This window comes from Sphingomonas sp. Leaf30, from assembly GCF_001422525.1.
Lineage (GTDB): Bacteria > Pseudomonadota > Alphaproteobacteria > Sphingomonadales > Sphingomonadaceae > Sphingomonas > Sphingomonas aerolata.
The window spans coordinates 811,234-826,898 of sequence record NZ_LMKZ01000001.1; the positions used below are offsets into that span (position 1 = coordinate 811,234).

Consider the following 15,665-nt stretch of genomic DNA (forward strand, 5'->3'; position numbering starts at 1 on the left):
AACCGCGCGTTACTGCGCTGAACCAAAAGGATTTCCCATGTTGAAGAACCCGATCCGCTACAGCCCCGACGTCGAGACGATCGGTTCCGACGAGCAGGAAACGATCGACGGCCTCAACAAGACGTTCAGCTACATCGTCGAGAAGACGCACGAGGACCTCGGCCACGCGCAGCGCGGCGTCCATGCCAAGAGCCATGCGTTGCTCGAAGGCGAGATGGTGGTCCACGACGACCTTGCGGACGAGCAGGCGCAGGGCATTTTCGAGCGCGGGCGTCGCTACCCGATCATCATCCGCATGTCGGCGATCCCCGGCGATCCGATCCGCGACAGCGTCTCCCTGCCGCGCGGCTTCTCGATCAAGGTGATCGGTGTCGACGGCGAGCGGCTGCCGGGCGCCGAGGATGAGGTGACGCAGGACTTTCTGATGGCCTCCGGGGTCGCCTTCTCGAACCCGACGCCGGTCGGGTTCCTGCGCAACACCAAGCTGCTCGCCGCGACGACCAACCGCGCGGAATGGGCGAAGGCGGCGCTGTCGAAGGTGTTGCGCCCGATCGAGCAGGCGTTGGAAGCCGTCGGCGGCGAGAGTGCTTTGCTGAAGGGTTTTGGCGGTTATCCGGACACCAATCCGATCGGCGATCGCTATGGCACGCAGGCGCCGCTCCGCTTTGGCGACTATATCGCCAAGTTCGACATCGTGCCGGAATCGCCCAACTTTCGTGCACTGACCGATCACAAGCTCGACGAGAGCAAGAGCCCCGACTCGATCCGCGAAGAACTGATGGCGATCTTCGCGAACGAGGGTGGTGCATGGACGTTGCGCGCGCAACTCTGCCGCGACCTCGAGGAGAACCCGATCGAGGACGCCGCGACGCCGTGGCCCGAGCAGGGCAATCCCTACATCCCGGTCGCGACCATCACGGTGAAGCCGCAGAAGAGCTGGTCCGAGGAGCGCGTTACCGTGCTCAACGAACAGACCGCGTTCCGCCCCTGGCACGGCGTCGAGCCACATCGGCCGCTCGGGTCGGTCATGCGCGCGCGCCGTGCGGTGTATCCAGTGATCCAGGATCTGCGCAGCCAGTTGAACGGCTGCCCGATGCACGAGCCACGGTCGCTGCCTGCGCTCGACTGATCGGGTATGCACGGAACCGTACCGAAACGTCGCAGGGCATTCGGGTGTTAACATCCTGATCCAGCAGGAGCTTCCCATGCCCTATCTACCCTATCGCGATGACATCGAGACGCCTGAGCCCGGCGAGCAGGAGAGTATCGACGGCATCATCAAGGGGATGACGCAGGAGAGCGAGACGGTCGAAAAGCGCGACGGCCATGCGGTGCGCGCCAGTCATGCCAAGAGCACGGCCTGCGTCATCGGAACGATGGTCGTCGCTGACGATCTGCCGCCGGAACTGGCGCAGGGGCTGTTCGCGAACCCGGAGACGTTCGACGTCGCGGTCCGCTTTGCACAGGGGCCGGGCGAGAAGCTCGGGGACCGGGTCTCGACGCACCGCGGCATGGCGATCAAGGTCTTCGGGGTCGAAGGCGCCAAGCTGTCTGGTCATGACGCGCCGACGCAGGATTTCGTCCTGGCGAGCGGTACGACGTTCCCCGCCGGCACCGCCGCCGGGTTTCTAGCGCAAGCAAAGAAGATCGGCATGACCGTGCCGATGCCCGAAGGTGTCAAAAGTGCGGCCGCATCGATCGCGCGCAACATCAACAAGGTCCTGAACGCGGTCGGTGCCGAACCGAGCCCGACGCTGGACTTTTACGGCCATCCGTTCAGCCATCCGCTCGTCGAGACGTATTTCAGCCAGTGCCCCATCCGCTACGGCGATCATGTCGCGAAACTAGGCGTGTTTCCGGTCGCGCCTGAGCACCGTGCGCTGGATGATTGGCGGCTCGATCCGCATCAGGACGAGGATGGCTTCCGTCACGCCGCGATCGCGTATTTCGACGGCAATGACGCGGTGTTTGAACTGCGCGCGCAACTCTGGGCCGATGCCGAGACGCAGCCGATCGAAGATACGTCGGTCGACTGGCCGACGCGGGTCAGCGAATACCGCACGATCGCGACGATCCGTCTGCCGCGGCAGGCCGCCTATGGCCCGGATCGCGTCCGCTATTTCGACGAGGTCATGACGTTTCGTCCGGCGCACGCGCTTGAAGCGCACCGCCCGCTCGGTGGCGTGATGCGCGCACGCATGCAGGTGTACCGCGCGCTCAGCGATTTCCGCCACCGCGAGACCGGCATCGCCGCCGCGAACACCGCGGCCATCGCCGATATTCCGGCCTGATGCCGAGCTCAGCAATTCTGATTTCGAAAGGATACACATGAAGCTCCAAGGCAAGAAAATCGCGATCCTGATCGCACCCCGCGGCACCGAGGAACCCGAGTTCGCGCAGCCCAAGGCGGCGGTCGAGCAGGCGGGCGGCGCAGTGACCGTGATCAGCCTCAAAACCGGCGACGCGGAGACGTTCAACAACGACCTCGATCCCGGCAAGACGTTCGCCATCGACAAGGCGATCGACGACGTGTCGGCCGCCGACTTCGATGGCCTGGTAATTCCGGGCGGGTGCGTCGGCGCTGATACGCTGCGGTCGTCGGACAAGGTCGTGGCGTTCGTCCGCGATTTCTTCGCCGCCGGTAAGCCCGTCGCGGCGATCTGCCACGCGCCGTGGACGCTGATAGAGGCCGATCAGGTACGCGGTCGTACGCTCACGTCGTACCCGACGCTCGCCACCGACATCCGCAACGCGGGCGGGACCTGGGTCGATCAAGAGGTGGTCGTCGACCAGGGGCTCATCACCAGCCGCACCCCGGATGACTTGCCTGCGTTCTGTGCAAAGCTGGTCGAGGAGTTCTACGAGGGCCAGCACGAGGCGCAGGCGGAGAACGCATGATGGCGCGTTTTGCCGACAAGGTCGTCGTGATCACCGGTGCCGCCTCGGGCATCGGCGAGGGGGCCGCGCGCCGCTTCGCCGAGGAAGGCGCGATCCTGGTGCTGGGCGACATCGACACCGGTGCGCTCGGCAGGTTGGCAGCCGAACTGGGCGGCACCGTCGAGACGCGGGAAACCGACGTTACCGACCGCGCCGCGTGCGAGGCGCTGGTCGAGGCGGCAATCGATCGCTTCGGTCGGATCGACGTGCTCGTCAATGACGCCGGCGTCGATCATCTCGGCAAGCTGGACGAAGGCGACTTCGCCGAATTCACCAAGGTGATCGAGACCGACCTGTACGGCGTCGTCCACATGAGCCGCGCGGCGATCGCACATCTGCGCACGTCGAAGGGCTGCATCATCAACGTGTCGTCGGTGTCGGGGCTCGGCGGCGACTGGAACCATAGCTTCTACTGCGCGGCCAAGGGTGCGGTGAGCAATTTCACACGCGCACTGGCGATGGACGAGGCCAGGAACGGCGTGCGCGTCAATGCGGTCAACCCGTCGCTGACCTATACCGCGCTGACCGCGGGAATGAAGGAACAACCTGACCTGATCGCCAAGTTCGAGGAGCGGATCCCGATCGGACGGGGTGCCGAGCCCGTCGACATCGCGGGTGCGATCGCGTTCCTGGCGAGCGACGATGCGCGCTTCGTGACGGGCGTCAACCTGCCGGTCGACGGCGGACTGACCGCGTCCAACGGCCAACCCCCGCTGTCCTGACATCGCGAGAGCGCAGTAACGCGCTGTCGATTCTTTTCGGAGTCCATTCGGCAATGACAACCCCCGTTAACCTCCCCGCGCAGATTGGCGCCATCGATGTCTGACGCGCCCAAGGTTGCTATCGTCACCGGTGCCTCGCAAGGCTTGGGGGAGGGGATCGCAGACGCGTATCGCGCGCGCGGCTGGCGTGTCGTCGGCGTGTCACGATCGATCGCAGCGTCGCAATCGGACGACTGGATCACCGTTGCGGGGGACGTTGCCGATCCCGAAACCGCGAGGCGCGTCGTGATGGCCGCGCGCGACCGGTTCGGGCGAGTAGATACGCTCGTCAACAATGCCGGCGTTTTTATCGGCGAGCGCTTTACCGATTACACGGCGGAGCAGTATCGCCAGATCACGCAGACCAATCTCGACGGCTTCTTCCACATGACGCAGGCGGCGCTGCCGCTGATGGTTGAACAGGGCAGTGGCCATATCCTGCAGATCGTCACGACGTTGGCGGAGCACGCCAATGTCGAATTCCCCTCGGTGCTGGCGTCGCTGACCAAGGGCGGGCTGGCTGCGGCGACGCGCAGCCTGGCGATCGAATATGCCTCCCGCGGCGTACGCGCCAACGCGGTGTCGCCCGGCATCACCGAAACGCCGATGCACCCTCCCGAGACGCGCGCCGGGCTCGGAGCGTTTCACCCGCTCGGTCGGATGGGCACGGTCGCGGACGTGGTCGGCGCGGTGCTGTACCTCGAGGATGCCAGTTTCGTGACCGGCGAAATACTCCACGTCGACGGTGGGCAGGTCGCCGGTCACTGACAGATCAGAAAGGTACGATCTCTGAGGGGGCCAGCGGGCGCCGAGCCCCCTAACCCCCTTGGCGCTACTGCAAGACGTGTTTGGCGCATCGGCGGACGAACGCGGCGCTGGCCTGTGGATGCGCGACCGGGAGCATATGGCCTCCGCCGGTCATCTCCAGCGTCGCGCCAGGAATTGCGGCTACTGCCTGCTCGCCATCGATCGAGGGGGCGATCACTTGGTCATCACGACCATAGAGCAACGCGACCGGGACCGTCAGCTTGGCATAGCGACTGACGATCGCGGCAAGGTCAACGTCGGCGCTGGCCAATTCAACTAGCGCAGCATTGAACGCAACCGGGCGATCGCCAAGCGCGCCGCCACCGCGCGTGCCAAAATCGGCCGGGACCGGATCGGGAGCGAAGATCTTACCCCAGCGCAGGCCATATGCCGCACGGCTGATCGGCGTGCCAAGCAGATTGGCGAAGAGCGCGCGCCCGCCAGGGTTACTTTCGATCGCGTTTGCCACCGGGACGGGCATCGATCCAGGCGGCTGCGTCATCGGCGCCAGCAGCGCGAGGCCTGCGACCGAACTAGGGCGGTGCGTGGCCACGCCGAGGGCGACCGCACCGCCCAGCGAATGACCGACGAGCAGCGGCGGACGATCGAGCGCGAGCGTGTCGATGAACCCTGCGATGATCGCCGACTGGCCTAGGATACCGGGTTGTTCGCCGGTCGGCACCGAGTAGCCCGAGCCGGGCCGGTCGACCAGGATGACACGGTACTCGTCGGCCAGCGCATCGGCGACACCGTAGGAGAAGTTGCGGAGCTGCGCGCCCAACCCGTGGATCAGGACGATCGGCGGTCCCGCACCGCGATCGACATAGTGGATCCGTGCACCCGCGACGGTGATGAAACGGCCGTCGGCGGGCACGTCCTGCTCGATCTGCTTGGTCGCCACCCGAGTGTAAACCGCGGCCGCTGCCAGCGTCGCAGCGATGATCCCAGCCGAGCGAAGTGCGATCGAGCGTTTCGGGGCGTCATCGGAAACCGATTTGGACGCAAAGAAGCGGCGCATGTCGGCGAGCAGCAGATCGGGTTGCTCCAGCGCGGCGAAGTGGCCGCCCGCGGGCATCTCGGTCCACTGGGCGATGTCATAGGTCTTTTGCGCCTGCGAGCGCGGCGGCGGCGGAAAGACCGGGTCGGGGAATGCCGCGACTCCGGTCGGTACGGTAATCCGCGCTCCCGCGGGGAAAGTGCCCGAATCCTCCAGCATGCGGCCACGGTACATCCAGGTCGAGGTTACGAACGATCCCTCGACCAGATACAGCATGATGTTGGTAAGGAGCAGGTCCTCGTCGAACGCCTGCCACAGGTCGGGGCGGCCGCGTGCGTCGCGTGGCACATCGGCCCATGCGCCGAACTTCTCCAGGATCCACGCCGCGACGCCGACCGGGCTGTCCGACATCGCCACGCCTAGCGTCTGCGGGCGCGTGCCCTGTTCCTGCGAATAGCCGGTTTCTTCCTTGGCGAGCTTGGCGCGTTTCGCGGCCCAGGCGACCTCGTCGGGCTTTTTCGGCACCGCGTCCTTGGCCTGGAGCAGCACCATGTTCAGATGGAGTCCGGCGATCGCATCGGGATGCGCGTGCGCCATCCAGCCACCGATCGCAGAACCCCAGTCCCCGCCCTGCACGAGATAGCGTCGCGTGCCGAACAGCTCGACCATCAGGCCGTGCATGAGTTCTGCGGTCTGCTTCGGTCCGATCGGGGACGCGGGGCGGCCCGAAAACGCGTAGCCGGGGAGCGAGGGAACAACGACGTCGTGACCGTCGGCGACGAGCGGCGCGATCAGCGCCTCGAATTCGAGGAACGACCCCGGCCAGCCGTGCAGCAGCAGCAGCGGGGGACGTGAGTTATCGCCCCGCGCATGAATGAAGTGGAGGCGCTGCCCCTGCACGTCGGCCGTAAACTGCGGCAGCACATTGAGCCGCCGCTCCTGCGCGCGCCAGTCAAAGTCCGCCAACCAATAGTCGACGAGCCGCTTGAGATCGGCGAGGCCGACGCCTGACTGCCAGCTTCCCGCGTCCGGCATAAGGCTCCAGTCGAACGCCTCGACCTTTGCGCGGATGGCGGCGAGGCGGTCGTCGAGTACCGCTATGAAGAAGGGTTCTGCCATGTGTCGATCCTGCCGATGGGGGTAAATCTTATTTCCCCGATTGAAAGCCTAACGTCGAACGCGCGAAGGTCGCCTAAAGGCGCTTCGAGGCGAGATGAACGGGCGGCTGCTTTTGGGAAGCGGGCACGGCGGTTTGGACGTCTGGAATTGGGTCGTGTATCCAATCGGCCCATCAAGTCTCGACCTCGGACAAGGCTCGGTCATCAGGGCTGCGTAAAATACCATCTTTTAGCATTCTCGCGACGACCTTCGCGATCTCATCTGGTGTCTCGTCTTCGCTCCAGACGCCGTAGCGAAGTCCGAGGAATACGTTCATGCCCATGATCGCCCAGCCATGGACCTCGCTGACGTCGCCCTTGACCTCGCCGCGGTCTGCGGCCTTTCGCAGGCGACGCGTGATCCGGTCCGCCGTGGTCGCATAATGCAGGCGAAAGCTCTCTGGATCGACGAATTCGGACTCGTCGATGATCCGGTAGATTTCCTTGTGGTCACGGACGAAGCTGATGAATTCGCGAAGCCCCGCCTGCTCGGCCGCGATCTGATCGGGTGCGGACAGGATCGCCGGGGCGACATGATCGCGAACCTGGTCGGACATGTCGCGGACGAGCGCGCGGAACACCGCGTCCTTTGAGTCGAAATAGGTGTAGAAGCTGCCGAGCGCGACCCCGGCGCGGCGCGTGATGTCGCTGATCGAGGCCTGGTGGAACCCGTTGTCGCCGAACTCGATCGCGGCGGCGTCGAGGATCGCGCGCATCGTCCGGCGGCCACGCTCGGTCCGCGGTGCCTTGCTGTCGCCGATGACCGCCGGGTCTGACGGCGTCGTCTCCTGCGCCTTCGCCATTCTGTCTGCCTCGATACACAAGTTGAATACTGGTTCAGGTTTCAGTATAGACTGGAACCAAGGCGCACAACCCGGATCATACCGGGCGCATCAAGCGGGCGCCGCAGGAGGGGATGACACCGTGGCACAGCCGAAATCCGTCATGATCTTGTTGAACGCCGGTGTTGCACTCGGCGCGCTGCTGGCGGGATCCGCGTCCGCGCAGACGCAACCCGTCGCGCCGGCAGCAGACGCGGCTCAGGCCGGGCCCGTCATCGAGGAGGCCGGGATCGATGGCGATATCGTCGTCACCGCACGCCGCCGCGAGGAACGGCTGCTCGACGTGCCTATCGCGATCACCGCGTTTACCGGCGCGCAGCTCGAGGCGTCGGGGGCGCTCGACGTCACCGATCTTGCCGCTGTCACGCCGAACGTCACGCTCGAGACGTCGCGCGGCACCAATTCGACGCTCACCGCCTTCATCCGCGGCGTCGGCCAGCAGGACCCCGTCGCCGGGTTCGAGGCGGGCGTCGGCATCTATCTCGACGACGTCTATCTCAACCGCCCGCAGGCCGCGGTGCTCGACATTTACGACGTCGAGCGGATCGAGGTGCTGCGCGGTCCGCAGGGCACGCTCTATGGCCGCAACACGATCGGCGGCGCGGTGAAATACGTGACCCGCCGGATCGGCTCGGACCCGACGCTGAGCATCCGCGCAACCTATGGCAGCTATGACCAGGCGGACGGTGTCATCAGCGCGAGCACGCCGATCGGCGATACGGGGTTCAGGATCGGCGGTGCGGTCGCGCGACTGAGCCGGGGCGGGTTCGGCACGAACCTCACCACGGGGCAGGACAATTACAACAAGGATTTCTGGGGTGCGCGCGGCACGCTGCAATATGAGGCGGGCGACAGCGCGTTCTTCCGCCTGTCGGGGGATTATACGAAGGATGACAGCAACCCGCGCGGCGGGCATCGGCTGCTCCCGGGGCTGGTGTCGCGCACGCCGGTGCTGTCCGACGTGTTCGACAGCCGCGGGGGACTGGTCGCACCGAAACAGTCGGTCGAGGCCTATGGCGGGTCGCTCTTCGCTGAACTCAAGCCCGCCGCATATCTGACGCTGCGCAGCATCACCGGCTATCGCAAGGACGACAGCGCGACGCCGATCGATTTCGACGCGCTGCCCGCCGTCGATGTCGACGTCCCCGCCTTCTACAATAACGAGCAGTTCAGCCAGGAGGTGCAGTTGCTGGTCGATGCCGGGCCGTTCAACATGCTGGCGGGGCTCTATTATCTCGATGCCAAGGCGCGCACCGTGTTCGACGTACGGTTGCCGGGGACAGTCACTGCGCTGACCTTCGGGAACGTGCGGACCAATACGGTGGCGGTCTTCGGTGATGCCACGCTCGACGTGACGCCGATGCTCAGCCTTTCGGTCGGCGGACGCTATACCTGGGACGATCGCATGTCGCAGATCCAGCGCAACGTATATCTGGGCGCTTCCCCCTTCTTCGGCGGCACGAGCGCGCCGATCGCGCGACAAACCGACTTCCGCGGGACCGCAAGTTTTGCCAAGTTCACGCCGCGCGCGTCCGTCAGCTTCAAGCCCGATGCCAACAACACGCTGTATGCGAGCTGGTCGAAGGGGTTCAAGGGCGGCGGGTTCGACCCGCGCGGCGTTGGCACCGCGGCGCCCGACCTCAACGGCAACGGCATCACCGGCGCCGGTGGCGACCGGCAGGATATCTACAACTTCCTGTCGTTCGGGCCGGAGAGCGTCGAAAGCTATGAGGCGGGATACAAGGCGTCGCTGTTCGACCGCCGGCTGACGCTCGCGATTGCGGGGTTCCATTCCAAATATACCGATGTCCAGGTCCCCGGATCGGTCGGTGCCACCGTCGGCGGCATCCAGACCTTTATCGGCATCACGACCAATGCGGGCCGCGCCCGGATCAACGGTGTCGAAGGCGAGGCCAATCTGACGGTCGCGGAGGGCATTGCGGGCGTCGGCGACCGCATCAACCTGTCGGGAACGATCGGGTATCTCGATGCCAAATACACGCGCTTCATCGATTCCCGCGGGATCAATGTCGCCGCCAATCGCAAGTTCCAGAACACGCCCGACCTGACCGCGAGCGGGACGCTCGCCTATCATGTCCCGGTCGGATCCGCGGGTGCGATCGACGCGAGTACGACGCTGTCCTATCGCAGCGATTCACAGCAGTTCGAACTGCGCACGCCGCTGCTGGACCAGCCGGCCTATGCGCTTCTCGACGCGAACCTCGTCTATACGATCGACGCGCGCTTCTCGATCGGGGTGCACGGCAAGAACCTGACGAACAAGCGCTATGTCGTGTCGGGCTACAACTTCCTGCTGCAGAACCCCGATACCGGCGACTATCTGCGCACGGCAGCGGGCGCGTTGCGGCCATCGCTCGGCAGTGACGGCGTACTGACGGCCTATTACGGTAACCCGCGTCAGGTCTTTGCGACCCTCACCGCGAAATTTTGATGGAGCGGAACCGGGGGGCGGGTGATCGCCCCCCGGTTACTGGAGCACAATATGGCGAGTGATATCCCGGCGACCCCGCGCGAGGGCCGCCGCTACCGCGTGACGGCGCTCATCATGCTGTTGTTGGTCTACACATTCAACTTCGTCGATCGGCAGATCCTTGGCATCCTCGCGCCGACGATCAAGGTGGACCTGGCATTAACCGACACGCAATTGGGCCTGCTTGGCGGGCTGGCGTTTGCGTTGCTCTATTCGACGCTTGCGATCCCGCTGGCGTGGCTGGCCGATAGAACGAGCCGCACCTGGGTTATCACGCTCTCGCTCGCTGTGTGGAGCGCGTTCACTGCCCTGTGCGGTGTGGCCAGCAATTTTGCGCAGCTCTTCGCGTTCCGGATCGGCGTGGGGGTTGGCGAGGCGGGGGGCGTCGCGCCGTCCTATGCCGTGATCGCGGACACGTTCGCGCCCGACCGCCGTGCGCGCGCGCTGGCGGTCTATTCGCTCGGCATCCCGCTCGGGTCGGCAGCCGGCGTGATGCTCGGCGGCTATATCGCGACGTCGATCGACTGGCGGACCGCGTTCATCGTGGTCGGTGTCGCGGGACTGGTGCTCGCGCCGGTGTTTCGGCTGTGCGTACGCGAGCCGGTTCGTGGGTCCGATCCACGCGACCGCGAACCCGTCCGCCGCGTGTTCGGCATTCTCGTGCGCAAGCCGAGCTTCTGGCTGCTCGCGTTCGGCGCCTCGGCGAGCTCGATGCTGGGCTATGGCCTTGCCTTCTGGCTGCCGTCGCTGATGCAGCGGAGCTTCGGGCTCGACCTTATCGAGACCGCGCAATTCTATGGCGGCGTGCTGTTGCTGGGGGGCGTTGCCGGCGTTCTGCTCGGCGGCGTGCTCGGCGACCGGCTGGGCGCGCGCGATCGGCGGATGTACGCGCGCGTCCCCGCGATCGCGTTCGTCATCGCGGTGCCCCTGTTTGCCGCAGGAATCCTGTCGTCCTCGGTGACGGCGGCGTTCGTCTTCTTCCTCGTGCCCCAGGCACTCGCCTATGTCTGGCTCGCGCCCGTCATCACGGCGATCCAGCATCTGGTACCCGGGCATATGCGCGCCACCGCATCGGCGACGTTCCTGCTGATCAACAACCTCATCGGTCTTGGCGGCGGCAGTTTTGCGCTCGGCGCACTCTCGGACGGTCTCGCCGCGCATTATGGCGACGAAGCGTTGCGCTATGCCATGCTCATGGGGCTCGTGCTGTATCTGGTGGCCGCGTTGCTGATGTGGCTGGCGTCGACACCGCTCCGTCAGGACTGGGTCGATCAACCGATTTAAGACGCCAACACCGACAGCCGGATGGCTCCAGCCGGGACTGTTTAGGCGTGCGCTCGCGGAAGGCGGATATCGGATTGTGAAGCTCTGATAGCCTCCAACGCGACCCGTCGCTTGGAACAGGCACGAGAACGGCGGTACCGCTCGACGCCTGCCACGAGCTGCGTTTTCACGTCAGATTTATGCTTACGCGGCGCCCCGATGATGTGATCCTCGGTAAATCGGCCTTGCCGCATCGCTCCGCTCCGTCTGACGAGCTGATTACGAATGCCGTGGCGTCCGGGGATCAGGTCTGACGCACAGGCAGAGCCATATTAACACATCCGTATGATAATGGCCGCTATTCAGGTCGTTATGGGGTTTTCAACGGCGATTCCGCCTGCGCAGCGTTGGTGCGTCGGGCTACTACCAATAGCGGCGGCTATCGTCACGTGGCGGTTCGTCGATCGCAGTGTTGCCGCCATAGCGTCCGTTGCAGTCTGTCTCGTTTTCGCAGCAATGGCGTATTCGATTGCCCAGCATTGCCGGGTGTCGCGACTGATCCGGCATTTGCAAATTCTCGCCGGGACGTCTCCGACGGCCTCGCGTGGTGAAAGGCTGGCACAAAGCATAGCGACCATCGCGGATCGACTGAAGGCTGTCGAGCATCGCACCAGTCATCGCCACGCGATTACCGGCTTGCCGACCCGCGAGCCGTTGATCGAGCGAGTGATGGCGGACGGGCGCGGGGTACTCGGTGTCATCGGATTCATGGACTTCGATCGGCTGTGCGCGTTTGACCCGGGACTGGGCGAACGCCTGCTGCTGACGATCGTCGACCGGCTGACCCGGATGCTGCCCGATGAACGACTGATTGCGCATGTCGATCGCGCCAGCGTCGCGATCTGGTTCGGCCCGGATATCGTCGAGGATGCTGCGCAGACCGAACTGGATGTGCTGCGATACGCGCTGGGCGACGTGGTGATCGACGGCGACCGGGAAATCCTGCCCGAAATTCGCGTTCGACAGGCCAGGATGCCGGCGGACGGCGTGAACGCGCAGGCGATGTTGTCCCGCACGTTGGCGTCACTGACAGTACAGTCCGGTGCCGTGGTCGCGGTCGCCAGCCCTGTCCTCGATCTCGCAGCCCTGGCCAGCGAGCGGTATGCCCTGGAACAGGACCTTCGCCAGGCGATCGCGCGCGGCGAACTGGAAATGCGATACCAGCCGTTGATCGATGCCGGGGAAGGTCGGGTGTCGGGCGCGGAATCGCTGATCCGCTGGTTTCATCCCACCCTCGGGCAGGTCTCGCCGTCGCGGTTCGTGCCGGTGATGGAGGCGATGGGGCTGGCGCATGAAATCGGGATGTGGACCCTCAACGCCGCTGCGCGGGAGGCGCGGTCATGGCAGGCACAGGGCCTGGACGCGCTGCGCGTCGCGGTGAACGTGTCGGGGCATCAGCTCGACCGCGACGACATGGCGGCACTGGTCGCACGCACGCTTGCGCGGCATTCGCTGGGGGCGGCTGCGCTGGAGATCGAATTGACCGAGAGTGTCGCGATGAGTGACGGTACGCGCGCCACCCAGCTGTTCGACGCGTTGCGGGCGGCTGGCGTGCGGATCGCGATCGACGATTTCGGCACCGGCTATTCCAGCTTCAGCACGCTGCGCACGCTGGCGTTCGACAAGATCAAGATCGACCGGGAATTCGTGACGAACGTCGATACGCTGCGCGACAGCCAGGCGATCTGCCAGAGCATCGTCGCGCTGGGGCGCGGGCTCGGCATCCGCGTGCTCGCCGAAGGGGTCGAGCGACGCGCAGAATATGAGTGGCTGTTGCGTCACGGCTGCACGCATTTCCAGGGCTATTATTTCTCGCCACCGCTGAAGGGCGCGGAGTTCGTCGCGTTCGCACGCGATTCCGCCGGGCTCGCGAAGTTGCTGGCCATCGACCCGTACGCGATGCGGGACCGGATCACCGAAAGGCTTACCGCATGAGTTTCTCTCCTCGACAGGTCGCGCGGGCCGGCGCGCTGGCGCTCGCGTTTGCGATTACCGCCTGTTCGCATGGGCCCAAGGCGGGACCGCAGCTGGCGTCTGCGCCGCAGATGACGTCGGCGAGCGAGATCGACGCAATCCTGCTATTGCTGGATCAGGGCGATAGTGGTGCAGCGAAGAAGCGGATCAACGCCGCGTTGAAGCGCGATCCGATGAATCCTTCGGTCCAGGTGCTGCGCGACTCGATCGACCGCGATCCGAAGGATCTGCTGGGGCCGACGAATTTCACCTATACCACGCGGGACGGCGACACGATGTCGGGACTGGCGCAGCGGTTCCTGGGCAATCGTCTGAAGGCGTATCAGCTCGCCCGCTATAACGACATCGCCAAGCCTGCCGATCTGGCGGCTGGCCGGACGCTCCGTATTCCAGGCGAGCCCCCGCGCATCGAGCCGCCCCGGCGATCCGAGCCGCGACCCGTGCCGGCCGCTCCCACCCGCGTGAAGCCAGCCGCGCCCAGGCCGGCGGCGGTGACGAAGCCAACCGCACCCACGCCCAATCGGGTCGCCGCGCGTCAGGCGCGCGCGACGGGGCTGGCGGCGCTCAATTCGGGGAATGTCGTGCGCGCGGTCGGACTGTTGCGCCGGGCCGCTGCGCTCGATCCCGGCAACCCGGTCATCGCGCGCGACCTGACGCGTGCCGAGCGCATCGCCGCCACCGTGAAGGCGCGTAAGTGATGGCCGAGATGCTGGGACGCTACCGGATCGACGGTCGGCTGGGCGAGGGCGCGATGGCGGACGTATTCCGCGCGTTCGATCCGGGGATCGGGCGCACCGTGGCGATCAAGGTGCTCAAACCGGAATATGGTCGCGACCCCGAACTGGGCGAGCGCTTCCTGCGCGAGGCGCGCGCCGCGGGTGCGCTGAACCATCCCAATATCGCGACCGTCTACGATGTGGGCGAGGCGGACGGTGTCGCCTATATCGCGATGGAGCTGATCGAGGGGCAGCCGCTCGACACGCTGCTGCTGGCGCAAGGCCGGCTGCCTTATGAACGCGTCCTGGCGTTGGGTCAGCAACTCGCCTCGGCGCTCGACTATGCACACAGGGCGGGCGTCGTGCACCGCGACGTGAAGCCATCGAACATCCTGCTGTCGGCGGACGGCCGCACCGCCAAGCTGCTCGATTTCGGCGTCGCGCGGATCGGCGATATCGACGTGTCCGGCACCGAAGGACGCCTTGCGCGCACGCAGGTCGGCCAGATGATCGGAACGCCGCGCTATATGAGCCCGGAACAGGCGCTCGGCATCCCCGTCGACCAGCGGTCGGACCTCTTCTCGCTGGGCGTGGTGCTGTACGAGATGGTGACCGGCAAGGTCGCATTTCCCGGCATGGGGCTGGCGACTCTGGCCATCCAGATCGCGCAGGAGCGTGTCGAGCCGATCGCGCGTTCCGCCGCGGACTGCCCGCCGGGCCTGCGTTTTGTGATCGACAAGCTTCTGGCGAAGAAGCCCGAGCAGCGGTTCGCCGACGGGCATGCGGTGTACGAGGCGCTAACCCGCGAGATCGCGGCGACCGCCGAGGCAGCACCCGGCCGCCGTGGCCTGCCGCTGAAGATCAAGCTCCCGCTGGCGCTCGTCACAGTAACCGCGATCGCGCTGGTCGCGAGCGTGTCGTCGATCCTGGAGCGGCAGCAACGCACGCTTGAGCATATGGCGATCGTGTCGGGTCGCTCGATCGCGGCGTTCATCACCGGCAACACCGCGGTGCTGGCGGCCGATAATGCGGGCCTCGCGCCCGAGCAGCAGGACTGGACCGCGCTGCAGGCCTTCGTCGCCTCGGCCTCGCGCGATCAGGAGATTCGCGACATGGTGGTCGCCGATACCGGCGGGATCGTCCGCGCGGCAGACGACGCGAAGCTGATCGGCACGCGCTATCGCCGCACCGTTGGCGAAGCGGCGATCGGCAGCGGCGCCGGCGTGACCGCGGCACCCGACCGGGGCAAGGGCGCAGGACTGCGGTTCGTCCGGCCGATCCGCTATGCCGGGGCCGAGTTCGGCACGGTCGACCTGGTGCTGCGCCGGACCGCGCTGGACGCCGCGATCGACAATGCGCGGATGCTGCTGACGGTGCTGTCGCTGGTGATCATGGGTGTGGTGCTGGTGATCGGCTATCTGAGCGGCGCTATGGTGGCCCGGCCGCTCGCCCGACTGCGCAAGGCGCTGGACGAGGCGGCGAAGTCCGATTTCGCCCTGCGCATATCGCATCGCCGCCGCGACGAATTCGGCGCCGCGTTCGACGCGTTCAATCGCGCCGCCGCCGCAGTCGAGCCGCATCTGGCGGGGACCGGCGCGCAGGCCGACATCGCGATGCGCGCTACCCGCGTCGTGCCGTCCGCCCGTCTGGCCGCCTGAGG

12 protein-coding genes are annotated in these 15,665 nt (G+C 65.9%); 10 read left to right on the forward strand and 2 right to left on the reverse strand.

Features of this window, described 5'->3' with window-relative positions; all coding sequences use genetic code 11:
* Window positions 1-37: 37 nt before the first annotated feature.
* From ASE89_RS03840 to ASE89_RS03860, 5 genes are all read left to right on the forward strand, one after another.
* The gene (locus tag ASE89_RS03840; RefSeq protein ID WP_056674191.1) at window positions 38-1,129 is read left to right on the forward strand and encodes a catalase family protein; all 1,092 of its coding nucleotides are present in this window, start codon (window positions 38-40) and stop codon (window positions 1,127-1,129) included.
* A gap of 76 nt (window positions 1,130-1,205) precedes the next feature.
* Complete coding sequence (locus ASE89_RS03845) at window positions 1,206-2,291, forward strand: catalase family protein (protein ID WP_056674194.1); 1,086 nt, start codon at window positions 1,206-1,208, stop codon at window positions 2,289-2,291.
* 37 nt (window positions 2,292-2,328) lie between these two features.
* Complete coding sequence (locus tag ASE89_RS03850; RefSeq protein WP_056674196.1) at window positions 2,329-2,898, forward strand: type 1 glutamine amidotransferase domain-containing protein; 570 nt, start codon at window positions 2,329-2,331, stop codon at window positions 2,896-2,898.
* On the forward strand, window positions 2,898-3,659 hold the full coding sequence (locus ASE89_RS03855; protein ID WP_056674199.1) for an SDR family NAD(P)-dependent oxidoreductase: 762 nt from the start codon (window positions 2,898-2,900) through the stop codon (window positions 3,657-3,659). Before ASE89_RS03850 ends, ASE89_RS03855 begins: the two co-directional genes overlap by 1 nt.
* A 96-nt stretch (window positions 3,660-3,755) precedes the next feature.
* Window positions 3,756-4,466: an SDR family NAD(P)-dependent oxidoreductase gene (locus tag ASE89_RS03860; RefSeq protein WP_056674202.1), complete on the forward strand. Its 711-nt coding sequence runs from the start codon at window positions 3,756-3,758 to the stop codon at window positions 4,464-4,466.
* Between the two features lie 64 nt (window positions 4,467-4,530).
* Here the strand turns inward: ASE89_RS03860 and ASE89_RS03865 are convergent, their stop codons facing one another.
* Both ASE89_RS03865 and ASE89_RS03870 read right to left on the reverse strand, forming a co-directional pair.
* Entirely contained in the window at window positions 4,531-6,621 is a 2,091-nt protein-coding gene (locus ASE89_RS03865) for an epoxide hydrolase family protein (protein WP_056674204.1), read from the reverse strand.
* Between the two features lie 172 nt (window positions 6,622-6,793).
* Window positions 6,794-7,462, reverse strand: a complete 669-nt coding sequence (locus ASE89_RS03870; RefSeq protein WP_056674208.1) for a TetR/AcrR family transcriptional regulator — start codon at window positions 7,460-7,462, stop codon at window positions 6,794-6,796.
* 142 nt (window positions 7,463-7,604) lie between these two features.
* On the opposite strand from ASE89_RS03870, the gene ASE89_RS03875 reads away from it, so the two are divergent.
* The 5 genes from ASE89_RS03875 to ASE89_RS03895 all read left to right on the forward strand — a co-directional run bounded on the left by ASE89_RS03875 (window position 7,605) and on the right by ASE89_RS03895 (window position 15,663).
* Window positions 7,605-9,953: a TonB-dependent receptor gene (locus ASE89_RS03875; RefSeq protein WP_056674212.1), complete on the forward strand. Its 2,349-nt coding sequence runs from the start codon at window positions 7,605-7,607 to the stop codon at window positions 9,951-9,953.
* A gap of 51 nt (window positions 9,954-10,004) precedes the next feature.
* Window positions 10,005-11,276 (forward strand): spinster family MFS transporter, encoded by a 1,272-nt coding sequence (locus ASE89_RS03880; protein ID WP_056674216.1) that lies wholly within the window; start codon window positions 10,005-10,007, stop codon window positions 11,274-11,276.
* A gap of 675 nt (window positions 11,277-11,951) precedes the next feature.
* Window positions 11,952-13,250, forward strand: coding sequence for a putative bifunctional diguanylate cyclase/phosphodiesterase (locus ASE89_RS03885; RefSeq protein WP_056674219.1), 1,299 nt, complete (start codon window positions 11,952-11,954; stop codon window positions 13,248-13,250).
* Window positions 13,247-13,987, forward strand: a complete 741-nt coding sequence (locus ASE89_RS03890; protein WP_056674222.1) for a LysM peptidoglycan-binding domain-containing protein — start codon at window positions 13,247-13,249, stop codon at window positions 13,985-13,987. The genes ASE89_RS03885 and ASE89_RS03890 overlap by 4 nt, the downstream gene beginning before the upstream one ends.
* Window positions 13,987-15,663, forward strand: coding sequence for a serine/threonine-protein kinase (locus tag ASE89_RS03895; RefSeq protein ID WP_236701609.1), 1,677 nt, complete (start codon window positions 13,987-13,989; stop codon window positions 15,661-15,663). Before ASE89_RS03890 ends, ASE89_RS03895 begins: the two co-directional genes overlap by 1 nt.
* The last annotated feature ends 2 nt before the right edge of the window (window positions 15,664-15,665 follow it).

Excerpts from the sequence above, each read along its gene's own strand:
- ASE89_RS03840 (WP_056674191.1), top strand. The coding sequence starts at position 38 with ATGTTGAAGAACCCGATCCGCTACAGCCCCGACGTCGAGACGATCGGT.
- ASE89_RS03895 (WP_236701609.1), top strand. The coding sequence starts at position 13,987 with ATGGCCGAGATGCTGGGACGCTACCGGATCGACGGTCGGCTGGGCGAG.
- ASE89_RS03870 (WP_056674208.1), bottom strand. The coding sequence starts at position 7,462 with ATGGCGAAGGCGCAGGAGACGACGCCGTCAGACCCGGCGGTCATCGGC.
- ASE89_RS03845 (WP_056674194.1), top strand. The coding sequence starts at position 1,206 with ATGCCCTATCTACCCTATCGCGATGACATCGAGACGCCTGAGCCCGGC.
- ASE89_RS03890 (WP_056674222.1), top strand. The coding sequence starts at position 13,247 with ATGAGTTTCTCTCCTCGACAGGTCGCGCGGGCCGGCGCGCTGGCGCTC.
- ASE89_RS03850 (WP_056674196.1), top strand. The coding sequence starts at position 2,329 with ATGAAGCTCCAAGGCAAGAAAATCGCGATCCTGATCGCACCCCGCGGC.
- ASE89_RS03875 (WP_056674212.1), top strand. The coding sequence starts at position 7,605 with ATGATCTTGTTGAACGCCGGTGTTGCACTCGGCGCGCTGCTGGCGGGA.
- ASE89_RS03860 (WP_056674202.1), top strand. The coding sequence starts at position 3,756 with ATGTCTGACGCGCCCAAGGTTGCTATCGTCACCGGTGCCTCGCAAGGC.
- ASE89_RS03880 (WP_056674216.1), top strand. The coding sequence starts at position 10,005 with ATGGCGAGTGATATCCCGGCGACCCCGCGCGAGGGCCGCCGCTACCGC.
- ASE89_RS03855 (WP_056674199.1), top strand. The coding sequence starts at position 2,898 with ATGGCGCGTTTTGCCGACAAGGTCGTCGTGATCACCGGTGCCGCCTCG.
- ASE89_RS03865 (WP_056674204.1), bottom strand. The coding sequence starts at position 6,621 with ATGGCAGAACCCTTCTTCATAGCGGTACTCGACGACCGCCTCGCCGCC.